Source organism: Maricaulis sp., assembly GCF_048269565.1.
GTDB lineage: Bacteria > Pseudomonadota > Alphaproteobacteria > Caulobacterales > Maricaulaceae > Maricaulis.
In genome coordinates this window covers 25,296-44,223 of sequence record NZ_JBLXIK010000012.1, presented here as the reverse complement: position 1 = coordinate 44,223, position 18,928 = coordinate 25,296, and the positions used below count along the sequence as shown (strand labels likewise).

The following is an 18,928-nucleotide window of genomic DNA, read 5'->3' as shown; positions in this document are numbered from 1 at the left end:
GGCGAGATGATCGCCCATTCCACATCACTCAAATCAAAGCGCGCCATCAAAACCTCCCTGAAAGAGATCTTGAATCACGCTTCGGTAAGGCTGGGAATCCTGTTTATGGGTACAGGACCTAGAGCCGGCGAATGCCGACATGCGGCGCCTGGCGCCGGCGCGGGGTTTGGGCTTGCGGGTCGGGTCCGGGTTGGGATTCTGCGCTGGCCGGCGGCGCATGAAGCTGTGGCCTGGCCGGTTCGCGCAGAGCCAGTCTCTGGATCAAATCCTCGCGCAGCACCTCGACCGGGACCAGGTCATCGCGCCCCTCGGCCCGGGCGCGCTTCAGGGTCCAGCCGGGCGGAAACTCCAGCGGGAAACAGTGCGCATCCAGCGGCACCCCGACCAGCTCCGGTGGCAATTGACGCCGGGAGGCCTGGTCCGCCTGCGCCTTCAGCGCCGCGGCTTCGGCCTCACGCACCGACAGATCGAGAAATTGCCGCGCCAGCCGCGCCGTCGCCGCCGCCCGGGCGGTCTGACCGGCGACGCCATAACGGCTCGCCTGCGCCATCAGAAACCGCGCCGCCTCCTCAGGGGGCGGGCTGGGGGCATCCGGCGCCGTGTCCTGCGCGTCCCCGGCGGGTGTGTTGGCCAGGGCCTCCGGCCCGCCCGGCACCACCACCGCCGCCGCGTCCGCCGCCAGATCGCACAACCGCCAGCGCCCCCGCGCCGCCCATTGATACAGGGTGGACGCCGGAACCCCCACCTCCGCCGCAATCTCCGCCATCCCCAGGCCCTGCTCCCGCAAGGTCCGGGCCCGCGCCTCCAGCGCTTCGCGCTGGGCCGGGTGTCGTGTGTTCGGTTTCATGGGCGCGAGTATAGTCGCGGGCGGGGTGGGGGCGGATAAGTTGGGGGGGGTGGCTGCGGGTACCGCCGAATCTAACCCCACAACACCCAATTTTTTGTCATCCCGGCCGGACGCCCGGACTTGATCCGGGCGCAGCGCCGGGACCTACCCGCCAGACCAGCTGGAAGAGCGGGTAGGTCCCCGATCTGCGTCCCGCTTTCGCGGGACATCCGTCGGGGATGACAAGGGTTTGGTTTTTGAGGGTGGAGTTATGTTGGAGTAGGGCCCCAGCCCAGACCCACCTATAAACCCCTCGCCGGGAAGTCCGCCGTATCAAGCCCGCGCCGTCAAGGCGCATGCCCGCTACGCGGCGCCGAAGGCGGCCTTGACGGCGCGGGCTTGATACGGCCCCCTGGCTGGCATGGGGATTAAGGGGAGATGTGGGTGTGCCCCATTCCCCAAAACCCTATTTCGCCAACAAATCCCGCAATGCCTTCAAATCCGACGAATCCACCAAGCGATGGATCATGCGGTGGCAATTCGGGCAGAGCAGGGCGAAGTCTTTGACGGTGAAGGCGGCGTGTTCATTCTCAGCCAGGCTGCCGATCGAGATCAGGTGGTGCGCGTCGAGCATGCGCCGGGCATCTTCGCCATAGACGGCGCCTAGATCCGTGTCGCAGCCCATGCAGATATCGGGATAGTGATCCTTCACGGCCTTAGCGTGGGCGGCGCTGCGCTCGGCGACGCGGTGTAGCGCATAGCGTTTCACATAGCTGAGATTGGTCTCATTGAGGCCGTCCTCGACGACCTCGCCAACCATGCTTTCAATCGTCGCCGCGCCGCCATTGGCGGCGATATGTTTTTGTGCTCGGATCGCTTCGCGGAAATCGGCGACGAGCTCGGCCTCGGACGGCAAATTGCTGGCATCATAGCTGCGCCCCAAAACATGCCCGGCCTCATACAGCGGCCCAAGACGGTGGCCTTTCGGCGTGCCCAAATCGATGGGCGCTGTGGTGGAGAGGCGCTGCAAATCCTTTGGCGCCCGCGAACGCATCAAAGCGGCCCGGCGCTGCAACTCCGCCATCGCCGGGCCCTTGCCGATCTCATCGCTAAGGGTCTTGCACCCCTGCTGCATCGACAAAACCAGCCGCTGGCCATCGCGGCTAAGCAGATAGGTGATGTAATAGCCTTCCTGCGTCGTCGGGCTGATCAAATGATCCACCACCGCGACCCAGGAAATATCGGTCCAATTGCCCGAGCCGGTAGAGCCCTCAGGCTTAAAGCGCGTCCGATGGACGATATGCTCGGTCAGCGCCGCCGGCACTGCCTTCATCACGGCCTGATAAGACCGCGTCCCCAACTTCTTCTTCGGCTTCGCCGCTCGATCCCTCGGATAGGTCGAAACCCATTCCTGAAATTCATCACGCATAGCCCGCCCCCAAACGCTTAAGTTTTTCAACCTGAACGGAAAATTGCGCTTTGGCGAGGGAAAGGTTGAGTGGTGTGTTTTGGGGTGGTCTGGGTTGAGCCCCGGCGAGCTTATTCATCCACGCCTTTAAACATCGTCATCCCAGCGCAGGCTGGGACCCAGCTCATAAAACGCCGCGCTCTAGGATCTGGACCCCAGCCTCCGCTGAGGTGACGGTTAAGTCGGCGAAGAATTTGAAATACACTCATGGCGAGTGTATAATCAAACCACTACAATATGCCTTCACTCAATGCCAAAACACCCCTGCGTCTACATCCTGACCAATCAACGCAATGGCACGCTCTACACCGGCGTGACGGGCAATATCGGCGCACGAATGATCCTGCATCGCGAAGGCCGCGGCTCGAAATTCGCTGCCAAATATGGGCTCACCCGGCTCGTCTGGTATGAATTCCACCAGGATTTCGGCTACGCCATCGCCCGGGAAAAGAACATCAAAGCCTGGAGGCGAGCGTGGAAGCTGCGGCTGATCGAAGAGACAAATCCCGACTGGCAAGACTGGTTCGAAACCATCGCCATGTGGGCTCCGATTGATTGATCTCGACGCTAACCGTCATCCCAGCGAAAGCTGGGGCCCAGGCTCATCAAGCGCCGAGCTCTACGAACTGGGTCCCAGCCTACGCTGGGATGACGATACAAAAGCGGTTTGAGATTGGGTGAGTAGTAGGGGCTCGGTGCCCTGCGCTACAGAAACTCAACGCTACCGTCTGCATCGACCAAGGCAATCTCTATCTCGGCCCGTAGGCACCGCGGTAAAAGACTGGCGCCCAGGCGCCGTGTATCAACGGTTGCTGGGACGACAGCCACCATGCGCTGTCCGGTGTCGGGCGCCGCCATCAATTGGCCGACAGCTTCACTGAGCCCTTTGCGCAAGCGAGAAACTTGACCGGCGTGGCGTGTGTTGATGACCCCGCCCTTCGCTTCCGCGAACACTTGGGTTGAGAGAATATCCCCCTGACCCGATTTGGGGTGCACGCGGAGGGTTTTGTTCCCGCTCCGATATATCCCGCCATACGTGGTCGTTCCTAATGGCGCGGTCTTGGTGTAGCCGAGCGACTGCAGTGCCAGAGGAATATCAAAGCGCTTCGCATGCTCGCCATCGGGATGGATTGTAACGGTGTCCTCCGATTGCAGGAGGTGTTGTGCAAAGGCGATTAGGACTGCGGCTTCAGTGAAGTGCGCTTCCCAAGGGGCGTCGCAAGCTTTTCGGCGTGTCTCGGGCGGTTCTCGGCGCACTAAAAACCCGGACTGTTCCATTTGCGGTTCAATATCTCTCATTGAGGCAATAGGCAGATTGGGTTGGCGCAGGTCAAGCGGCAGTCAGGGATGGCCCCGCGATGGGCTAGAAAGTTCTCTGGCGTATTGCCGCGGCAAATCGAGCCTCAGCTCCGCCCAAAATCGTCATCCCAGCGAAGGCTGGGACCCAGCCTCATCAAGTGCCGAGCTTTGCGAACTGGGTCCCAGCCTTCGCTGGGATGACGAGGAATAGGCGTTTGAGACTAGGCGGTGCGCGTTGAGCCTGCTCTGACGCATCGGCGAGGTGGTGGCCCTCCGAGTTAGACTAAACCCGGCCCCTCCCCTCTACCCTTCCAGCTTCTTGATCTCATCCCCCACCCACATCGCCAGCCTCGCTCTCACGAGCCCCGGCTTTGCGGCCCGCTGCGCAGTCGCCATATCCGAACCGCTTCGCTCTAACCCTCCAACTTCTTGATCTCATCCCGCAGCCGCGCCGCCTCCTCAAACTCCAGATTCGCCGCAGCCTCGCGCATCCGCTTCTCCAGATCGGCGATCACGGCGACAACATTGCCGCCATAGCCGGCCTGGTCCTGGTCGCGCATGCCCTTGGGTTTGCCGCTGCCCTTGCCGCGGCCGCGGGCGTTGGGGGAGCGGGCGGCGGCCTGTTTTTCCATCACTTGTTCGAGGATGTCGGAGACGCCGCGTTTGATGGTCAGCGGGGTGATGTTGTGTTCTTCGTTGTATGCCACCTGTTTGGCGCGTCTGCGGTCGGTTTCGCCGATGGCGCGGTCCATGGAGCCGGTGCGGCGGTCGGCATAGAGGATGACTTTGGATTCCGAGTTGCGGGCGGCGCGGCCGATGGTCTGGATCAGGCTGGTTTCTGATCTGAGGAAGCCTTCCTTGTCGGCGTCGAGAATGGCGACGAGGCCGCATTCGGGGATGTCGAGGCCTTCGCGCAAGAGGTTGATGCCGACCAGCACGTCATAGGTTCCCAGGCGCAGATCGCGGATCAGTTCGATCCGCTCCACCGTGTCGACATCGGAGTGCATATAGCGGACCTTGAGGCCCTGCTCATGCATGTATTCGGTCAGATCCTCGGCCATGCGCTTGGTCAGCACGGTGACGAGGGTGCGCAGGCCGGCTTCGGCGGTTTTGCGCGCCTCGTCGATGACGTCATCGACCTGGCTGGCGCCGTCGAGGGAGACCGGGCGGATCTCGACCGGCGGGTCGATCAGGCCGGTCGGGCGGATGACCTGTTCGACGAAGACGCCGCCGGTCTGGTTGAGTTCCCAATTGCCCGGCGTCGCCGAGACCGAGATGGTCTGGGGCCGCATCGCGTCCCATTCCTCGAATTTGAGCGGGCGGTTATCGAGGCAGGAGGGCAGGCGGAAGCCGTGATCGGCGAGGGTTTTCTTGCGCGAGAAATCGCCCTTGAACATCGCCCCGAGCTGGGGGATGGAGACATGGCTTTCATCGGCGAAAACGATCGCGTTTTCCGGGATGTATTCGAACATGGTCGGCGGCGGCTCGCCCGGTTTGCGGCCCGTCAGATAGCGTGAATAATTCTCGATGCCGGCGCAGGAGCCGGTCGCCTGCAGCATTTCCAGGTCGAATTCGGTGCGCTGGGACAGGCGCTGGGCCTCGAGCAGCTGGCCCTGGCTTTCCATCCAGGCGAGGCGGGTCTTGAGCTCGGCCTTGATCGACTGGATCGCCTGGTTGAGGGTCGGTTTCGGGGTGACATAGTGGGAATTGGCGTAGAATTTGACGCTTTTCAGATCGGTGATGGCGCGGCCGGTGAGCGGGTCGAATTCGGTGACGGTCTCGAGCTCGTCGCCGAAGAAAGAGAGGCGCCAGGCGCGGTCGTCATAGTGAGCCGGGAAAACCTCGAGACTATCCCCGCGCACGCGGAAGGTGCCGCGCCCGAAGGCGGCGTCGTTTCTTGTGTATTGCAGATCGACGAGTTGGCGCATCACAGCACGCGGATCGGCCACGTCGCCGGGCTTCAGCTCGAACGTCATCGCGGTATAGGTTTCGACCGAGCCGATGCCATAGATACACGACACCGAGGCAACAATGATAACATCATCGCGTTCGAGGATGGAGCGCGTCGCGGCATGGCGCATCCGGTCGATCGCCTCGTTGATCGAGCTCTCCTTCTCGATATAGGTATCGGTGCGCGGCACATAGGCTTCGGGCATGTAGTAGTCGTAATAGGAGACGAAATACTCCACCGCATTATCGGGAAAAAATGACTTGAACTCGCCGTAGAGCTGGGCTGCCAGGGTCTTGTTGGGGGCCAGGATCAGGGCCGGGCGCTGCACCGCCTCGATCACCTTGGCCATGGTGAAGGTCTTGCCGGTCCCGGTCGCGCCCAGCAGAACCTGATCGCGCTCGCCGCCCTGGATCGCCTCGACCAGTTCGGCAATCGCCTGGGGTTGATCGCCGGTGGGTTCGAATTCGGCGACACAGCGAAAGCGTTGACCGCCCTCGGACTTTTCCGGCCGGTCGGGGCGGTGCGGGGCCCAGTTTTCGAGCGGATGCGCCGGTGCGGTTTCCGGCACCGTGTCGAGGATGAATTCTTCCGGTGCCGCGAGCACGTCGTCGAGGGTCAATTTGGCCATGCCCCGGATATACGCATCCGCGGCCACCGCGACCAGAGGGCGGGGGTGTGATGCTGACTCACCGCTGTCAGCAGGCGCTCATATCAAATTCATGGCCGGTAGCCGGGTGTTAAGCCGGACCGGCTAGTCTGGAATGCTGAATCCGGAGATCAAGATGCGCGCCTTCGACCTGTCCCGCCTCAATATTCTGCTGCTCGATGACAGCCATTCCATTCGCGTGGTGCTCAAGACCCTGTTGCGCGGCCTCGGTGTGAGCCGGATCTATGAGAGCCGCGACAGTGAGGAGGCGCTCGTGACTGCCCGTCTCTGCCGGCCGGATCTGGTGCTGCTGGATCATGACCTCGGGATGTCCAGCGGGCTGGAGGCGATCCGGCGGTTCCGTGACCCGGTCCATAGCCCGGATGCCGGCTTGCCCATCATCTTCCTGGCGCCGCCGAGCCTGCCGCATCTGGCGCGGGCGGCGGAGAGTGCCGGGGCCGATGCGATCCTGCCGAAACCGGTCAATGCCGCCACGCTTGGACAACGGATCGATCATCTGATGCGGACCGGTTCGCGCTGCGACGCTCCGGCATTTTCCCGCTCCGCTTAATCAGTAGTTCAGTTTTTCCACGCTACTAACCATATTGAAGTCATTGAGGGCCGTCATGCCAAGTCAAATCCTGCTGGGATGCCGCATCCTGATCGTCGAAGACGTTGCCGCCACCCGCCGCTTGATCGCCCGATTGCTGGGCGGGCTGGGGTGCCATGAATTGCTGGAGGCAGACGGCGTTGAAGCGGCCTGGGGGCATCTCAATCGTCAGCGCATCGACCTGATGCTGCTCGACTATGAACTCCTCGACGGCACTGGCGTGAAGCTGATCCGCGAATTGCGTGCCAACACCGCCTCACCCAATCAATCGGTTCCGACCATCATGCTGACCGGGCATTCCGAGGCTGCGGTGGTCGAGGATGCCATCTGCGCCGGCGCCGACGGTTTCCTGGTGAAGCCCGTAACGCCCAACAAGCTCGGCCGGCGGATCATTGACGTTCTGTCCAGTCGCAAGAGCGATATCGTCCGGGCAGCTGGCCGGGGGCCAAAAACCGAGGTTCAGTGGATCTGACGCCATTGCCACGCCGACGGGCTCAGGCGTCGTCCAGCGCTCCGGCCTCGATCACGGCATCAAGCCCGGTCTCCAGATAATCGCCCAGCATCGGAGCGCCGAGAAGATAGCCTGACGTTGGCGAGCTGCGGCGGGCCCGGGCCTCGGTGACAGCGGCTCTGAACTCGCGCCCCTCAAAATCGCCACGTCCGATCCAGTACAGCGCCACAAGTTCAACCTGGCCCTCCTCATCCAGACAATCGATCCAGTCCCTGATCTCGTCGCGGATCGGATCGTGATCGCCCGTCAGCATCGACTCGACGAAATCAACCTCGGATGTGTCCGGATCCGGCTGGAAGTCGTCTATCTGTTCCTTGCTGTCATAGGCGCGCGCACGCAAGATCAGACTGCGCACTGATTTCTCGGCCATATTCATGTTCAGGTCCTTCCCGGGGCTGCGTTGGCAGGCCGCTAGCGGGTAGAGGCTAGCATAATCGCGCCGGAAAGTGAGCCATTGACCGACCCTGTGACGTGTCTCGGCAATTTCTCCCAACCTATTGTAAAGCGGCAGCGCGCTGCGAAAAAGCGCGGTCAGAGCTTGCTGGGACAGGCGCAAGCAAGACTTGGTTAAGGTCGACCGGGCAGACTCGGCAGGCCCAGAGTTCAACCTTTGCTCAGTGAGAGCCCATGTCCGGCAGCTTCGACCGCATCCGTGTCCTGATCGTTGAGGACAATGCGCATATGTCGACGATCTTGCGCACCATCCTGCAAGGGTTTGGTGTCCGCACGATTATCGAGGTGCGTGATGCCGCCGATGCATTCGAGACCATGCGCGACGTCAATCCGGATTTCGCCCTGGTTGACTACATGCTCGGCGATCTGAACGGGCTGGAATTCACCCGCCTCGTTCGCACTGCTTCGGACAGTGCCAATAAATACCTGCCGATCATCATGGTCACCGGCCATACCGACCGCTCCAAGGTGATCGAGGCGATCAATGCCGGCGTCAATGAGTATCTGGCGAAGCCGGTCCGGCCAGTCGACTTGTTTCGACGCATCTCGGCCCTGATCGAGAGACCACGCCGCTTCGTGAAGGCCCCCACCTATTTCGGACCCGACCGCCGTCGGCGTCAGGATCCGCGCTTTGCGGGCCCCTGGCGGCGTTCAACCGATGATGACGAGGCCGAAGCCTCCTGAGGCTGCGCCGGTCCGTATCCGGCAACGGCGAGTTCAGTCAGTCGGCCAATTCCCGGTAGACATTGAACACGATCACCGCCTCTTCAGCTCCGACGGCTTTGCGCTTGCGAATGATCGCTCCAAAATCGGGATTATTCACAATCAGCTCCGGTCCGATACGTACCAGCTCTTCACGCGTGATCAGGGCCGTGTCACAGCTGAGCGGCGCGCCGCATCCTGAACGGCAACTGATTGCATCGGCCTTGCCAAGCAATTCGGCCAAGGCTCGTGATGCCTCGCGGTCGCCGATGAAGACCCGCCCATAGGGGTCGAAGCCGACCGAATTGAGGTGAAACAAGACTCCGCGTCCCTTCGCCATCACACCCTCCTTTCAGACAGGATGTGGTTGTACTCTTTTTGTTCCGCTCGCTCAAGGCGAAATCTGGCGCGCCGCCGCGAGCAGGGACTCAATCTCGCTGGCTTGCGTGCACCAGCTGGTGACGAGGCGGGCCGAGCCGTCGGGCCATTGATAGAATTCGGCACCGGCTGCACGCAGGCGGGTCGCCACCGCCTCCGGCAGTCGCGCGAAGATTTCATTACCTTCCACAGGATGCAGGATTTCAATACCGGCCAGGGCCGCCAGTCCGGCTGCCAGCGCGGCGGCGCGGTTATTGGCTGCCCGGGCCAGCTCGAGCCAGAGCTCATCGGCGAGCCAGGCTTCGAACTGGGCCGCCATGAAACGCATTTTGGGTGCCATGTGGCCACCGCGCTTCTGGCGCGCCTGCAGCATTTCAAACCGGTCCGCGACCGAGGGGAACAACACCACCGCCTCGGCTCCGAGAGCGCCGTTCTTGGTCGCACCGAAGCACAGCACGTCAACACCGGCCTTCCAGGTCAGCTCTGCCGGCGTGCAGCCCAGTGACACCAGGGCATTGGCGAAGCGCGCGCCATCCATGTGGACGAAGGCCGGCCGGTTCTCGAGGCGGACCGTCCGCTCTCTCACCTCGGCGACGGTATAGGCCGTGCCGCTCTCGGTGAGGTTGGACAGGGACAACACCCGTGCCGGGCTGGCATGGACAAAACCCTCCGGGATTTCCTCCAGAGCGCGATCGAGCTCGGCCAGTTCGATCTTCGCATGCTCGCCCCGCAGCGGCACGAGCTTGCCGCCGCCGGTGTAAAACTCCGGCGCGCCACGCTCGTCACGATGGATATGCGCTTCGTCATGGCACAGGATTGCGCCATCGGGCGGGCACAGGACGGACAGGGCCAGCGCGTTCGAAGCCGTGCCGGAGACCGCGAACAAGACCTTGAGGTCGCATTCGAAAATCTCGCGCAAGCGCGCCTCGACACGCGCGGAGATGGCGTCATTGCCATAACTAGCCGCGAAGCCGGTATTGGCGGCAGCGATGGCGTCGATCAGTTTCGGATGGGCGGGTGCGGTGGTGTCAGAGAGGAAGTTCATGGCGCGCAGAAGAAACCGTCTGGCGCCCGGTCGTCAATCGCCAAAAGCGGGGTCGGGATGACGTGCCGGCAGGCTGTCGCGCATGTCATCGGACGACGAGGTTGAACGGGCGCTGGTATCAGCGAGCGTCGACTGGCCTGAAAGGTCGGCCAGGGGCAGGCCCTCGGCCTCGAACAGGGCCCGGATTTCCTCAGGACTCATCCCGTGGCCGATCGCGGCGCGCAGACCGGCCAAGCGATTCGAGTCGCTGGCGTAGCGCAGCATGGAGAGCCCGTCCGGGTCGGGCGTGTCGGGACAATGTCCGGCTTCGCGTGTGGCTTCCGACGAGGTCAGGCAGAATATTTCCCGGACTACAAAAGCCGTTCCGCTCAGGGCGGCGCTGTCCTCAAGGGTGGTGATGCCATAATCGGGAATGCCGGCGGCGGCGAGGGGCTGTGAAGCATCGCTTGTTGTTGCGTCATCCTCCTCTTGCTCGCCGCTGGCTATCACGGCTTCATCAACAGCGTCGCGCTGCTGTGGCTGCGGGGGGGGCGGAAGCTCGGCTTCAGGCTGCACCTCCGGCTCGGGCTCGGCCGGTGGTTCCGGTTCGGTCTCAAACTCCGTTTCGGGTTCGGGGGACGCGACGAGAACAAGGTCGATGGTCTGGAGTGGGGGCGGTCCAGTGGGCGGGCGTGGTGAGAGCAGGATCAGCGCGACCAATGAGCCATTGGCCAATAGCGCCAGCGCCCAGGCAAGGACGCGGCGAACAGGCAACATATCGGGGCTGACGGCGGCCTGGCCCAAAGATTCACTCCCAACAGCCCCCGCCGCGCTCCTTCGGTAAACGAGGCGGCTCGATCAGGCGAGTCCGGAATGATAACAATGTCGTAAGTTTTTGTCCTGAACGGCTGATTGTTGCCGGGCCGGGCTGCCACATCATCGCTCAACGGGAGCTGCCATGACAGGACTTTATGACCGTAGGGGTATCGCTCCGAAACTGGCCCTGGCCTGTCCGCAATGCGGTGCGGAAGCCAGGTTCGAGAGCCTGAGTGGCGATCTGCCGTTGCCGGTCATGCTCGCCGATGGCAAGACCGGCACCAGGCTCTCCTGGGCCGGGCGCTTGAGCTGCCTCGCCTGCGGTCTCAACCGCACGCACGAGGTCGACTGGCCGCGCGAGGCCTTCTACCAGATCGAGTATCGCGGGGAGACGCTATGGGCCTTCGACCGCGCGATGTTGATGGATGTGCTGGCCTATCTCAATGCCGGAGTCGACCGCGACAGGGTGCGTCAGGCCAGCATTCATGCGGCCCGGCTGATGCGTCTGCCCAAGGCTTTCCTCTCCGCCAAGGCGCGTGAGGCCGTGACCGCGAAGGTCGAGGCATTGCTGTCCCGGGGCGGGCAGGCAGCCGGCGCATGATCCGTCGTTTCTGAATCCGGCTTATGTTGCGCCCAGCCGATGTGGGCCGGGATGCGAGTCTGGCGTCAGGAAAGCGGCTCAGGCGCGGTGACAGGTTCGGCCCACACCACATAGCGCTGCGGTCCCGGCATCAGGGCGCCAAATGGCCAGCACGTCACCAAGGCGAGCCGCGACGGGCCGCCTTCCGGCTCGATGCCGGAGCGGGCGGCGTCGACGATTTCCATGTTGGTGACGCGGTAGGCGATTTGTTCGCCTGTGGGCGTTTCCAGCATCACGCTGTCGCCGACGGCCAGGTCCTTGAGGAATTCGAAATGGGTGTCGCGATGGGCGGCGATGATGGTGGTGCCCGGCTCGCCGGGTTGCGCCGAGACGTTGAGCAGGGCGGGGCCGAAGGCGAGGGCCTCGCCGCCGGCCTCGGCCAGAACGATGGCGTGCTGGCCGAGGGCAGGGACGGAGAGCCGGGCCACGGGCCAGGTATCGGCCCAGGGCCATGGGGTGGCCGCGGTCTCTCCGTCGATCGCACGCGTCCAGGCCCTTGCGAGCAGGATTTGTGCGAACTCCGCCTTCGCGGTCAGGAAAAGGCCCTGACCGAAGATCGCGGCACCGGCGATCAGCACCAGCGCCGCGATGAAGGTTTTCGCCCTTACCACAGGCGCCGCTCGCGATTGGTGATTAGCCAGACCAGGGCGATCAGCATCATCAGACCGCCCAGCCCCATCATCAGTTGGCGCGGTGTGGCGGTGGCGGGCAGCGGCACACCATCGGCATCAACCGGCTCGGCCTCGGGGGCCTGGCCGGGGCGCAGGCGGGCGATCATCCCGGGATCGAGGGCGGCGTGCCGGACCGGGTGGATGCGTTCATCCATGACGGCCTGGAAGTCCCAGCCATCCGGGACCATCAGCGGTATATCGCGCTGCACCAGCGGATCTCCGACCGGCCGCGCCGGGGTGGCATCGACAGCCACGAGGCTGGTCAGGCGGGTGACGAGGTGGAAATCGAGTGCGGTTTCCAGCACCGAGGCATCGATCGAAGCTGGCGTTGCGCCCTGGAAGCGCATCTCTTCAAGCGCCCGGATCCGGTTGCGGGCCCAGAGTGTGGCGACGCCATGGGCGGGGCGCGCCTCGGCGAGGGCGATGTCCTGCTGCCAGGCCGAGCCGGCCAGCTCGCCTTCGAGCCGCATCATGCCATCGGGGCCGGCCAGACGTGCGGTCAGCAGCACGGGTTCACCATAATAGAGGTCGGGCAGTGGCGCCGGCCAGATTTCGCTCAGGGCGCCGGCCGGAAACAGCGCATCGAGCTGGGTCATGACCGGGCGTTCCAGCGCCGTGAACAGGCGCTCCATCGCGCCGGCGACCTCGTTGACATCTCCGATATGGGTGAAGGTGCCGCGGCCGAGCCGGGCGGCGCGGCTCATGAAATAGGTGTTCGGCGCTGAGCCGATCCCGACAGGGAAGAGACGCGAGCGGCCCAGACCCTGATCGATGGCGTCAAACAGCTCCGCCTCATTGCCGATCGCCCCATCGGTAAGGAAGACGACCTGGCGCACCCGCGCCGTGTCGCTGGGTGTGTCGTCGGTGAGGGCGGCACGCAGCGCCGGCAGCATCACCGTGCCGCCTTCCGCTTGAAGCCGGGAGGCGAAGCTGCGGGCGCGGGCGATATTGGCTGGTGTCGCATCGACGGCAGCGGGGAAGACGCGCTCCATCGTATTGTCGAAGCGGATCAGGTTGAAGCGGTCGCCGGGCTGAAGCCGGTCGAGGGCTGCGACCAGGGCCTGGCGGGCCTGACGCATCGAGGCGCCGGCCATGGAGCCGGAATTATCGATCACGAAGATGGTCTCGCGCGGACGGCGCGGCGTATCGGCGCCGAGGGTGGCGGGCGGCAGGATCTGGGCGAGGAGATAGGTCTCGCCGTCGAGCTCTTCGGTGAACAGGGCGGCACTGGGGGCGTTCTCGGTGGCGGGGCGCCAGGTGAGGACGAAGTCGCGATTGGCGGGTATGGGACCGTCGGCGAGTGTGATCACGGCGTGGCCGGGCTCGGAGCGCTCGACGAGGGTGGCATGATAGCGGCTGGCGACGGCGCCGAGTGCGAAGCCGGGCTGGAGATCGGCATGGATGGTTACCGGCAGGCGCAGCTGGTCGCCCGGTTCGGCCGAGGGATGCATCAGCGGCGGTGTGATCCGCATCGCATCGGCGAGCGTCGCCATTGGCTCGCCGCCATCGGAGGCGAAGACAAAGCCTTCAGGCTGCGGGATATAGCGCGGCGTGATTGTCAGCGGTACGCGCAGTTCGAATGTGCCGTCGATCAGGCGCGCGACATCCTGGTATTCGATCTGGACGATGATGGTTTCCCCGGGCCCGATATTGGCGACCGAGGTGGTGAACATGTTGGGGCGTTCCTGCTCGACCAGGCTGGCGCGCTGGCCATTGGCGCGGGCGGCCTCGTAGATACGGCGCGCCTGCTGGCGCTCATGGATTTCGCCCTCGATGAAACGATCACCGATCTGCATGCGCAGCCGGTCGACCCCGCTGTCTTCCGGCATCGGGAAGACATAGGTGCCCTCGACCCAGGCCTCAGACGGGTTCTCGAAGCGCTGGGTGATGGTGGCGCGCACGATCGGGCCGGCAATGTCGAGCTCGATATCGGTCGCGACCAGCGGAGCGGGCACATAGAGCCCGCCTTCAACGGTCTTGAGCAGCAGCGCGCCTTCATTGATCTCGCTGAGCCGGACCAGACCGGCGGGCGCGATCTGTTCTTCCGCCGACGGTGTGTCGGCATGCGCCTCCGACCAAAAAAAGACGCTGGCGCCGAAAACGGCGATGGCGGTGATGAGCCCTAGCCAGGCCTGTCCGCCGGCTGGTTTGCGTGTGCGTGCAGAAGCCATGTCTGTCTACCCCTGTGTTCCGATCGGCCACCCGCGACGCGTGTTTGACGCTGGCGGCCGATCTCCCTGTCCATGTTCAGGCTGGGCCGGGATTTGGCGCGTCGCGGGGCGGGTTTGCGGCCATTGCGGGGAGAATTGGGGCGATGTCTGGGCGCGCTACCGGATGTTGCATCGCGGCAATGCCGCGCAAGCTTTTGCGGCAGAAGCTGATATTCGCGCATTTCCTTGTGTCGCAGGGATTGGCGGATGCGCCTGTGGGGACTAGGTTTGCGCAACATCAATCGCTCGATTCAGGACATCCCCGATGACATTCGTGCCTTCAGCCGCGCTTCAGCGCGTCAAACCGTCTGCGACCCTCGCCGTGACCCAGAAGGCACGCGATCTCAAGGCCAAGGGGATTGATGTCATTTCGCTTGGTGCCGGCGAACCCGATTTCGACACGCCCGACCACATCAAGGACGCGGCCATTGATGCGATCCGCCGCAATGAGACGCGCTATACGGCAGTAGACGGTATCCCCGAGCTCAAGGATGCCATCGTCAAGAAATTCCGCCGCGACAATTCGCTCGAATACACCGCAGCCCAGGTTCATGTTGCGCCCGGCGGCAAGCCGGTGATCTTCAACGCCTTCGCCGCGACGCTCAATGCCGGAGATGAAGTTATAATCCCGGCGCCCTATTGGGTCACCTATCCGGAAGTCGTGCGCCTGCTCGGCGGCGAGGCGGTCTGCGTGAAAACCGATATCGCCAATGGCTACAAGATCACCGCCGACGAGCTGGCTGCCGCGATCACGCCGAAGACCCGCTGGCTGATCCTCAACTCACCCTCCAATCCGACGGGCATGGGCTATAGCGCCGAGGATCTGCGCGGTCTGGCCGAGGTGCTGCTGAAGCATCCGCAGGTCTGGATCATGACCGACGACATGTATGAGCACATCGTCTATGGCGATTTCAAATTCGCCACCATTGCCGAGGTCGAGCCCAGACTGCTGGACCGGACGCTGACGATGAATGGCGTCTCCAAGGCCTATTCGATGACCGGCTGGCGCATCGGCTATGCTGCCGGTCCGGTCGAGCTGATCAACGGCATGCGCAAGGTGATCTCGCAGACGACCTCCAATCCCTGCTCGATCAGCCAGTGGGCCGCCGTCGCCGCCCTCAATGGCGACCACTCATTCCTGGAGGCGCGCAATGCGGCCTTCCTGCGCCGGCGCGACATGGTGCTCGACTGGGTCAATCAATCACAGGGCCTGGTGGCGCCGACGCCCGAGGGCGCGTTCTATGTCTTTGCCGATTGCGCCGGGACGATCGGCAAGACGGCACCGGACGGGACTGTGATCCGGAATGACAATGATTTCTGTTCCGCCCTGCTGGATGCCGAAGCGGTCGCTGTCGTGCCGGGGATTGCGTTCGGGCTCGAGCCCGGCTTCCGCATCTCTTACGCGACCTCGGACGAGTTGCTCAGGGAGGCTGGCGTGCGTATTCAGCGTTTTTGTGCCTCTTTGGTGGCGCGATAAGAGAAATCTATGGCTGGGCCAATAAATCCTGATTGGAATTATCGGGCGGGCACTCCCATATAGGTGTCAGGAGTTGCGGCGGTCGCCGCACCGGGCAAGAGGAGATCGACCATGAGCATCAATATGGGCCTGACAGACGAGCAACGCACCGCCATGGCCAAAGCCGTGACCGCCGTGCTGGCAGATACCTATGCGCTGTATTTCAAGACGCATGTCTATCACTGGAATGTCACCGGTCCGCGTTTCCACGATCTGCACCTGCTGTTCGAGCAGCAATATAACGAGCTGTGGCTCGCCACCGACGAGATCGCCGAGCGTGTCCGCGCCCTCGATTTCAAGGCGCCGGCGTCTTATGCCGAGATGGGTGACGCGGCGACGGTCTCCGCCGAGGGCAAGGCCCAGAAGGCTGACGTGATGATCGCCGATCTGCTGCGTGGGCACGAGGCCGTTGTGGCAACCATTCGCAAGGCGCTTGAACTCGCGGATGCCAATGGCGATGACGCGACTGCGGACGTGCTGAGCCCGCGGCTCACCGCACACGAGAAATACGCCTGGATGCTGCGCTCGACGCTCGGCTGATTTCCCCCGCCGACCAGGCCTGAAAACGAAGAAGCCCCGGCCTGTTGGCCGGGGCAGTTTCGTGTATGGGCTTGGGGAAGCCTGAAATGAGGGCGCCGGACCCAAGGGGAGGGGGAGGGCCCGGCGCAATTTGCATACCTCACGGGGAGGAGGGGTATGCGAATCCCATCGAAGGGAAGGAGGCGGTGTCGCCACCGCGTCTGTGGGGGGTATATGCGCCATGCTGCGGTGCAGCACCAGAGACGATTCAACATAATTCCCATGCATAAACGGGACGACGCCACATTTTAGCCATGCATTTGGACGTTGGCCGCCCGATTCAGCTTTCCCAGCGCCGGGCCTGCTCGATCAGGAAGTCGCGGAAGGCCACGATGCGTCGCGATCCCCTCAACTCGCTGGGGTAGACGAAGAAGACCTCAAAATCCGGGCCGTCCAGCTCTGGCAGGATTCGCCGGAGTTTCTTGTTCTCCCGCGCAACATAGTCCGGCAAGGCGCCGATCCCCATGCCTGCTTCCACTGCCTTCATCACGCCATAGATCGTATTGACCTCGATCACGGCCGGCCGTGGTGGCTGGCCGGCCTCGCGGCCAACCTTGGCGGCCCAGTCCAGGCCGGGAATGGGCGCCAGCTGCGGCGGACCGTAGTGAATGATCGGATGTTCATCGAGATCGGCCGCCGTCTCGGGGATGCCCTTACGCTCGGCATAGTCATGGCTGGCATAGAGATGCTGGTGAACACTCAGCAACTTGCGCTGGACCAGGTCATTCTGTGTCGAGGGCCAGGGGCGGATACCGACCTCCGCCTCGAGCCCTGCCAGGTCGAGCTCAAAGTCGTTGAGCATCAGGCGAATCCGGATCTGCGGGAACGCGTCATGGAATTCCGCCAGACGTGGCGCCAGCCAGATGGCGCCGAGCGCTGTCGGTGCCGTGACCTTGAGCTCGCCGCAGGGCTCGTCGCGCGCATCCTGCACCCGGGCCTCGGCGATGGCGGCCTTGGCTGCGATCTCGTGGGCGGCCTCGAACAGGAGATTGCCCGGCTCGGTGCGGATCAGCCCGCGCGCATGGCGGTGGAAGAGGGAGGCGCCGAGGTCCTCTTCCAGCGCAGCGATCTGGCGGCTGACGGCCGATTGCGACATGCCGAGCATTTCGGCGGCGCGGGTCAGCGAGCCGGCTTGCGCCGCGGCATGAAAAGTCTTCAGCTTGTCCCAGTCCATGCGCTGCAGCCTCCCAGCTGGCTATCAGGTTTTTGCCACTCTACAGGCAGGGCGGGAATAGCAGAAGCCGGTGTGTTCGAGCGTGTCTGTGGCAGGGATGGGAGGGCGCATCGCCGGGCCGGTCACGCACTTTCATCAACGCCAGACAGCCAGGGCTGATGGCGTTGATGAAGGGGCGAGTCGGACAGCGAAGGATGCGGCATCAGCCTTCAGGATTGTCCTGCCGGTTGCCGGCAAAGCTTGGCGTCAGATTGATCACGGGCTCGTCAGATGGTGTCTCGATATCAATCGTGTCGACCGTGCCGAGGCGATTTTCGCGGATCAGGCGCATGCGTTCCTCAAACAGGTATTGCATGAGGAAGAGTCCGGTCTGGGGGATCACATTGCAATTGAGCGTCGATAGATTGACCACATTGGGATTGTTGCTGCCGGACGTCGTCATCGGGCTGCCGCTTCCGGTGCAACCGATCACACCATTGGTCATGTCAGCGATATGCCACTCGACAACATCGGTCGCGAGCGGACGGTCGCCTTCAAGCTGCTGTGTGGTCGATTCGTTGGCATAATGCGCCAGGTGGGCGCGCAAATCAGTTTCGAAATCGGGGAAGAGGACCCGGGCGTCTTCATATTGGTGCGACACACGCAGCCGGCTGTCATTGATCTCGACACCGCGCAGCGAGTTGATGAATTCGCCGGCATTGCTGTCGAGCTGGCGCCAGACCTCGGCACCGCTATAGGCCTCGCGGCGGATGTTTGGACCGCCGATCGAACCGTTGTGGAATCCGTACATGACGCGTGGATCATCCCATTGCGGGTAGACGATGCGCAGGCGGATATCGTCGAGGCTGAGCGGGACGCCGGCAACGTTCAGGATCTTGGCTTCAAACAGAGATTCGCCAGACCCGAGGGCACGGGTGCGGTTGATGCGGGTCTCCGGGTAGCGGCCCATGATGTGTTCGATCACGGCGACATTGTGAAGATTGAACCAGTAGGCGAGCTGCTCATCGCTGCTGAGATTGCCGAAATCGAGCCGCGAAGGCAGGTTTTCCATCGCGATCCGGAACTCGCGGATAGCGGCTTCATACTCATCGTCGATCAGGTGATAAATCACCCGATTGGCTTCGTTCCGGTAGCGGGTGCTATTGCCCCGATAGATCAGCGATCCAGTGGTCTCGGGACGCCCGATGGCCGGCACGCGGCGCGAGCGTGGAACCCGCAGGATAATATCATTGAGAATCTCGGACCAGGCTTCGAAATCGATGGTCTGGGTTGAGTCGGGATTGTGGGCGCGGAAGCGCTCGAGACCGTCGGAGGCTTGCATCTCCTGGGCGGAGGCTGCACCGAACAGCATGGCCGGCACAAGAAGGCAGGAGAGGAAACGCAACATGATGGATCAAACCCGTGGCGATTGTCTGGACAAGATAGGCTCCTAGCAGCAAGCAACCGCAAACTCC

General features: G+C 63.3%; 19 protein-coding genes. 7 read left to right on the top strand and 12 right to left on the bottom strand.

The window, feature by feature from the left end; translation table 11 throughout:
* Nucleotides 1–118: 118 nt before the first annotated feature.
* The gene (locus ACN0YL_RS14485) at nucleotides 119–847 is read right to left on the bottom strand and encodes a hypothetical protein (RefSeq protein WP_417498450.1); all 729 of its coding nucleotides are present in this window, start codon (nucleotides 845–847) and stop codon (nucleotides 119–121) included.
* Nucleotides 848–1,292: 445 nt separating this feature from the next.
* Nucleotides 1,293–2,255, bottom strand: coding sequence for an MrcB family domain-containing protein (locus ACN0YL_RS14480; protein WP_417498449.1), 963 nt, complete (start codon nucleotides 2,253–2,255; stop codon nucleotides 1,293–1,295).
* A gap of 289 nt (nucleotides 2,256–2,544) precedes the next feature.
* On the opposite strand from ACN0YL_RS14480, the gene ACN0YL_RS14475 reads away from it, so the two are divergent.
* Nucleotides 2,545–2,853 carry a GIY-YIG nuclease family protein gene (locus ACN0YL_RS14475; RefSeq protein ID WP_417491144.1) on the top strand — a complete coding sequence of 103 codons (309 nt, stop codon included), beginning with the start codon at nucleotides 2,545–2,547 and terminating at the stop codon, nucleotides 2,851–2,853.
* A 146-nt stretch (nucleotides 2,854–2,999) separates the two neighbouring features.
* Here ACN0YL_RS14475 and ACN0YL_RS14470 read toward each other — a convergent pair whose 3' ends face one another.
* Nucleotides 3,000–3,593, bottom strand: a complete 594-nt coding sequence (locus ACN0YL_RS14470) for a hypothetical protein (RefSeq protein WP_417498448.1) — start codon at nucleotides 3,591–3,593, stop codon at nucleotides 3,000–3,002.
* 413 nt (nucleotides 3,594–4,006) lie between these two features.
* On the bottom strand, nucleotides 4,007–6,172 hold the full coding sequence (gene uvrB / locus ACN0YL_RS14465) for an excinuclease ABC subunit UvrB (protein WP_417498447.1): 2,166 nt from the start codon (nucleotides 6,170–6,172) through the stop codon (nucleotides 4,007–4,009).
* A 154-nt stretch (nucleotides 6,173–6,326) separates the two neighbouring features.
* Between uvrB and ACN0YL_RS14460 the strand changes: the two genes are divergently transcribed.
* Together ACN0YL_RS14460 and ACN0YL_RS14455 are read left to right on the top strand one after the other, a co-directional pair.
* Nucleotides 6,327–6,761, top strand: a complete 435-nt coding sequence (locus ACN0YL_RS14460) for a response regulator (protein WP_417491147.1) — start codon at nucleotides 6,327–6,329, stop codon at nucleotides 6,759–6,761.
* Nucleotides 6,762–6,816: 55 nt separating this feature from the next.
* Complete coding sequence (locus ACN0YL_RS14455; protein ID WP_417491148.1) at nucleotides 6,817–7,272, top strand: response regulator; 456 nt, start codon at nucleotides 6,817–6,819, stop codon at nucleotides 7,270–7,272.
* Nucleotides 7,273–7,294: 22 nt separating this feature from the next.
* Here ACN0YL_RS14455 and ACN0YL_RS14450 read toward each other — a convergent pair whose 3' ends face one another.
* Nucleotides 7,295–7,681: a DUF3775 domain-containing protein gene (locus tag ACN0YL_RS14450; protein ID WP_417469711.1), complete on the bottom strand. Its 387-nt coding sequence runs from the start codon at nucleotides 7,679–7,681 to the stop codon at nucleotides 7,295–7,297.
* Nucleotides 7,682–7,938: 257 nt separating this feature from the next.
* Here ACN0YL_RS14450 and ACN0YL_RS14445 point away from each other — a divergent pair, with 257 nt between their 5' ends.
* Nucleotides 7,939–8,448 carry a response regulator gene (locus ACN0YL_RS14445; protein WP_417469713.1) on the top strand — a complete coding sequence of 170 codons (510 nt, stop codon included), beginning with the start codon at nucleotides 7,939–7,941 and terminating at the stop codon, nucleotides 8,446–8,448.
* 37 nt (nucleotides 8,449–8,485) lie between these two features.
* On the opposite strand, the gene ACN0YL_RS14440 is transcribed toward ACN0YL_RS14445, so the two are convergent.
* Genes ACN0YL_RS14440 through ACN0YL_RS14430 form a run of 3 tightly spaced genes read right to left on the bottom strand, consistent with a single transcriptional unit; the run spans nucleotide 8,486 to nucleotide 10,645 of the window.
* A complete protein-coding gene (locus ACN0YL_RS14440; protein ID WP_417491149.1) occupies nucleotides 8,486–8,806 on the bottom strand; it encodes a hypothetical protein in 321 nt (106 codons plus the stop codon).
* A gap of 51 nt (nucleotides 8,807–8,857) precedes the next feature.
* Nucleotides 8,858–9,889 carry a threonine aldolase family protein gene (locus tag ACN0YL_RS14435; protein ID WP_417498446.1) on the bottom strand — a complete coding sequence of 344 codons (1,032 nt, stop codon included), beginning with the start codon at nucleotides 9,887–9,889 and terminating at the stop codon, nucleotides 8,858–8,860.
* A gap of 33 nt (nucleotides 9,890–9,922) precedes the next feature.
* On the bottom strand, nucleotides 9,923–10,645 hold the full coding sequence (locus ACN0YL_RS14430) for a hypothetical protein (RefSeq protein ID WP_417498445.1): 723 nt from the start codon (nucleotides 10,643–10,645) through the stop codon (nucleotides 9,923–9,925).
* A 181-nt stretch (nucleotides 10,646–10,826) separates the two neighbouring features.
* Here ACN0YL_RS14430 and ACN0YL_RS14425 point away from each other — a divergent pair, with 181 nt between their 5' ends.
* The gene (locus tag ACN0YL_RS14425; RefSeq protein WP_417498444.1) at nucleotides 10,827–11,285 is read left to right on the top strand and encodes a hypothetical protein; all 459 of its coding nucleotides are present in this window, start codon (nucleotides 10,827–10,829) and stop codon (nucleotides 11,283–11,285) included.
* A 65-nt stretch (nucleotides 11,286–11,350) separates the two neighbouring features.
* Here the strand turns inward: ACN0YL_RS14425 and ACN0YL_RS14420 are convergent, their stop codons facing one another.
* Nucleotides 11,351–11,935 carry a class GN sortase gene (locus ACN0YL_RS14420; RefSeq protein ID WP_417498443.1) on the bottom strand — a complete coding sequence of 195 codons (585 nt, stop codon included), beginning with the start codon at nucleotides 11,933–11,935 and terminating at the stop codon, nucleotides 11,351–11,353.
* A complete protein-coding gene (locus tag ACN0YL_RS14415; RefSeq protein WP_417498442.1) occupies nucleotides 11,929–14,166 on the bottom strand; it encodes a marine proteobacterial sortase target protein in 2,238 nt (745 codons plus the stop codon). The genes ACN0YL_RS14420 and ACN0YL_RS14415 overlap by 7 nt, the downstream gene beginning before the upstream one ends.
* Nucleotides 14,167–14,470: 304 nt before the next feature.
* On the opposite strand from ACN0YL_RS14415, the gene ACN0YL_RS14410 reads away from it, so the two are divergent.
* Entirely contained in the window at nucleotides 14,471–15,682 is a 1,212-nt protein-coding gene (locus tag ACN0YL_RS14410; protein ID WP_417498441.1) for a pyridoxal phosphate-dependent aminotransferase, read from the top strand.
* Between the two features lie 111 nt (nucleotides 15,683–15,793).
* On the top strand, nucleotides 15,794–16,261 hold the full coding sequence (locus ACN0YL_RS14405) for a Dps family protein (RefSeq protein WP_417498440.1): 468 nt from the start codon (nucleotides 15,794–15,796) through the stop codon (nucleotides 16,259–16,261).
* 319 nt (nucleotides 16,262–16,580) lie between these two features.
* Here the strand turns inward: ACN0YL_RS14405 and ACN0YL_RS14400 are convergent, their stop codons facing one another.
* Together ACN0YL_RS14400 and ACN0YL_RS14395 are read right to left on the bottom strand one after the other, a co-directional pair.
* The gene (locus ACN0YL_RS14400; protein ID WP_417491157.1) at nucleotides 16,581–17,474 is read right to left on the bottom strand and encodes a LysR family transcriptional regulator; all 894 of its coding nucleotides are present in this window, start codon (nucleotides 17,472–17,474) and stop codon (nucleotides 16,581–16,583) included.
* A 202-nt stretch (nucleotides 17,475–17,676) separates the two neighbouring features.
* Nucleotides 17,677–18,861 (bottom strand): DUF547 domain-containing protein, encoded by a 1,185-nt coding sequence (locus tag ACN0YL_RS14395; RefSeq protein WP_417491158.1) that lies wholly within the window; start codon nucleotides 18,859–18,861, stop codon nucleotides 17,677–17,679.
* Nucleotides 18,862–18,928 lie beyond the last annotated feature (67 nt).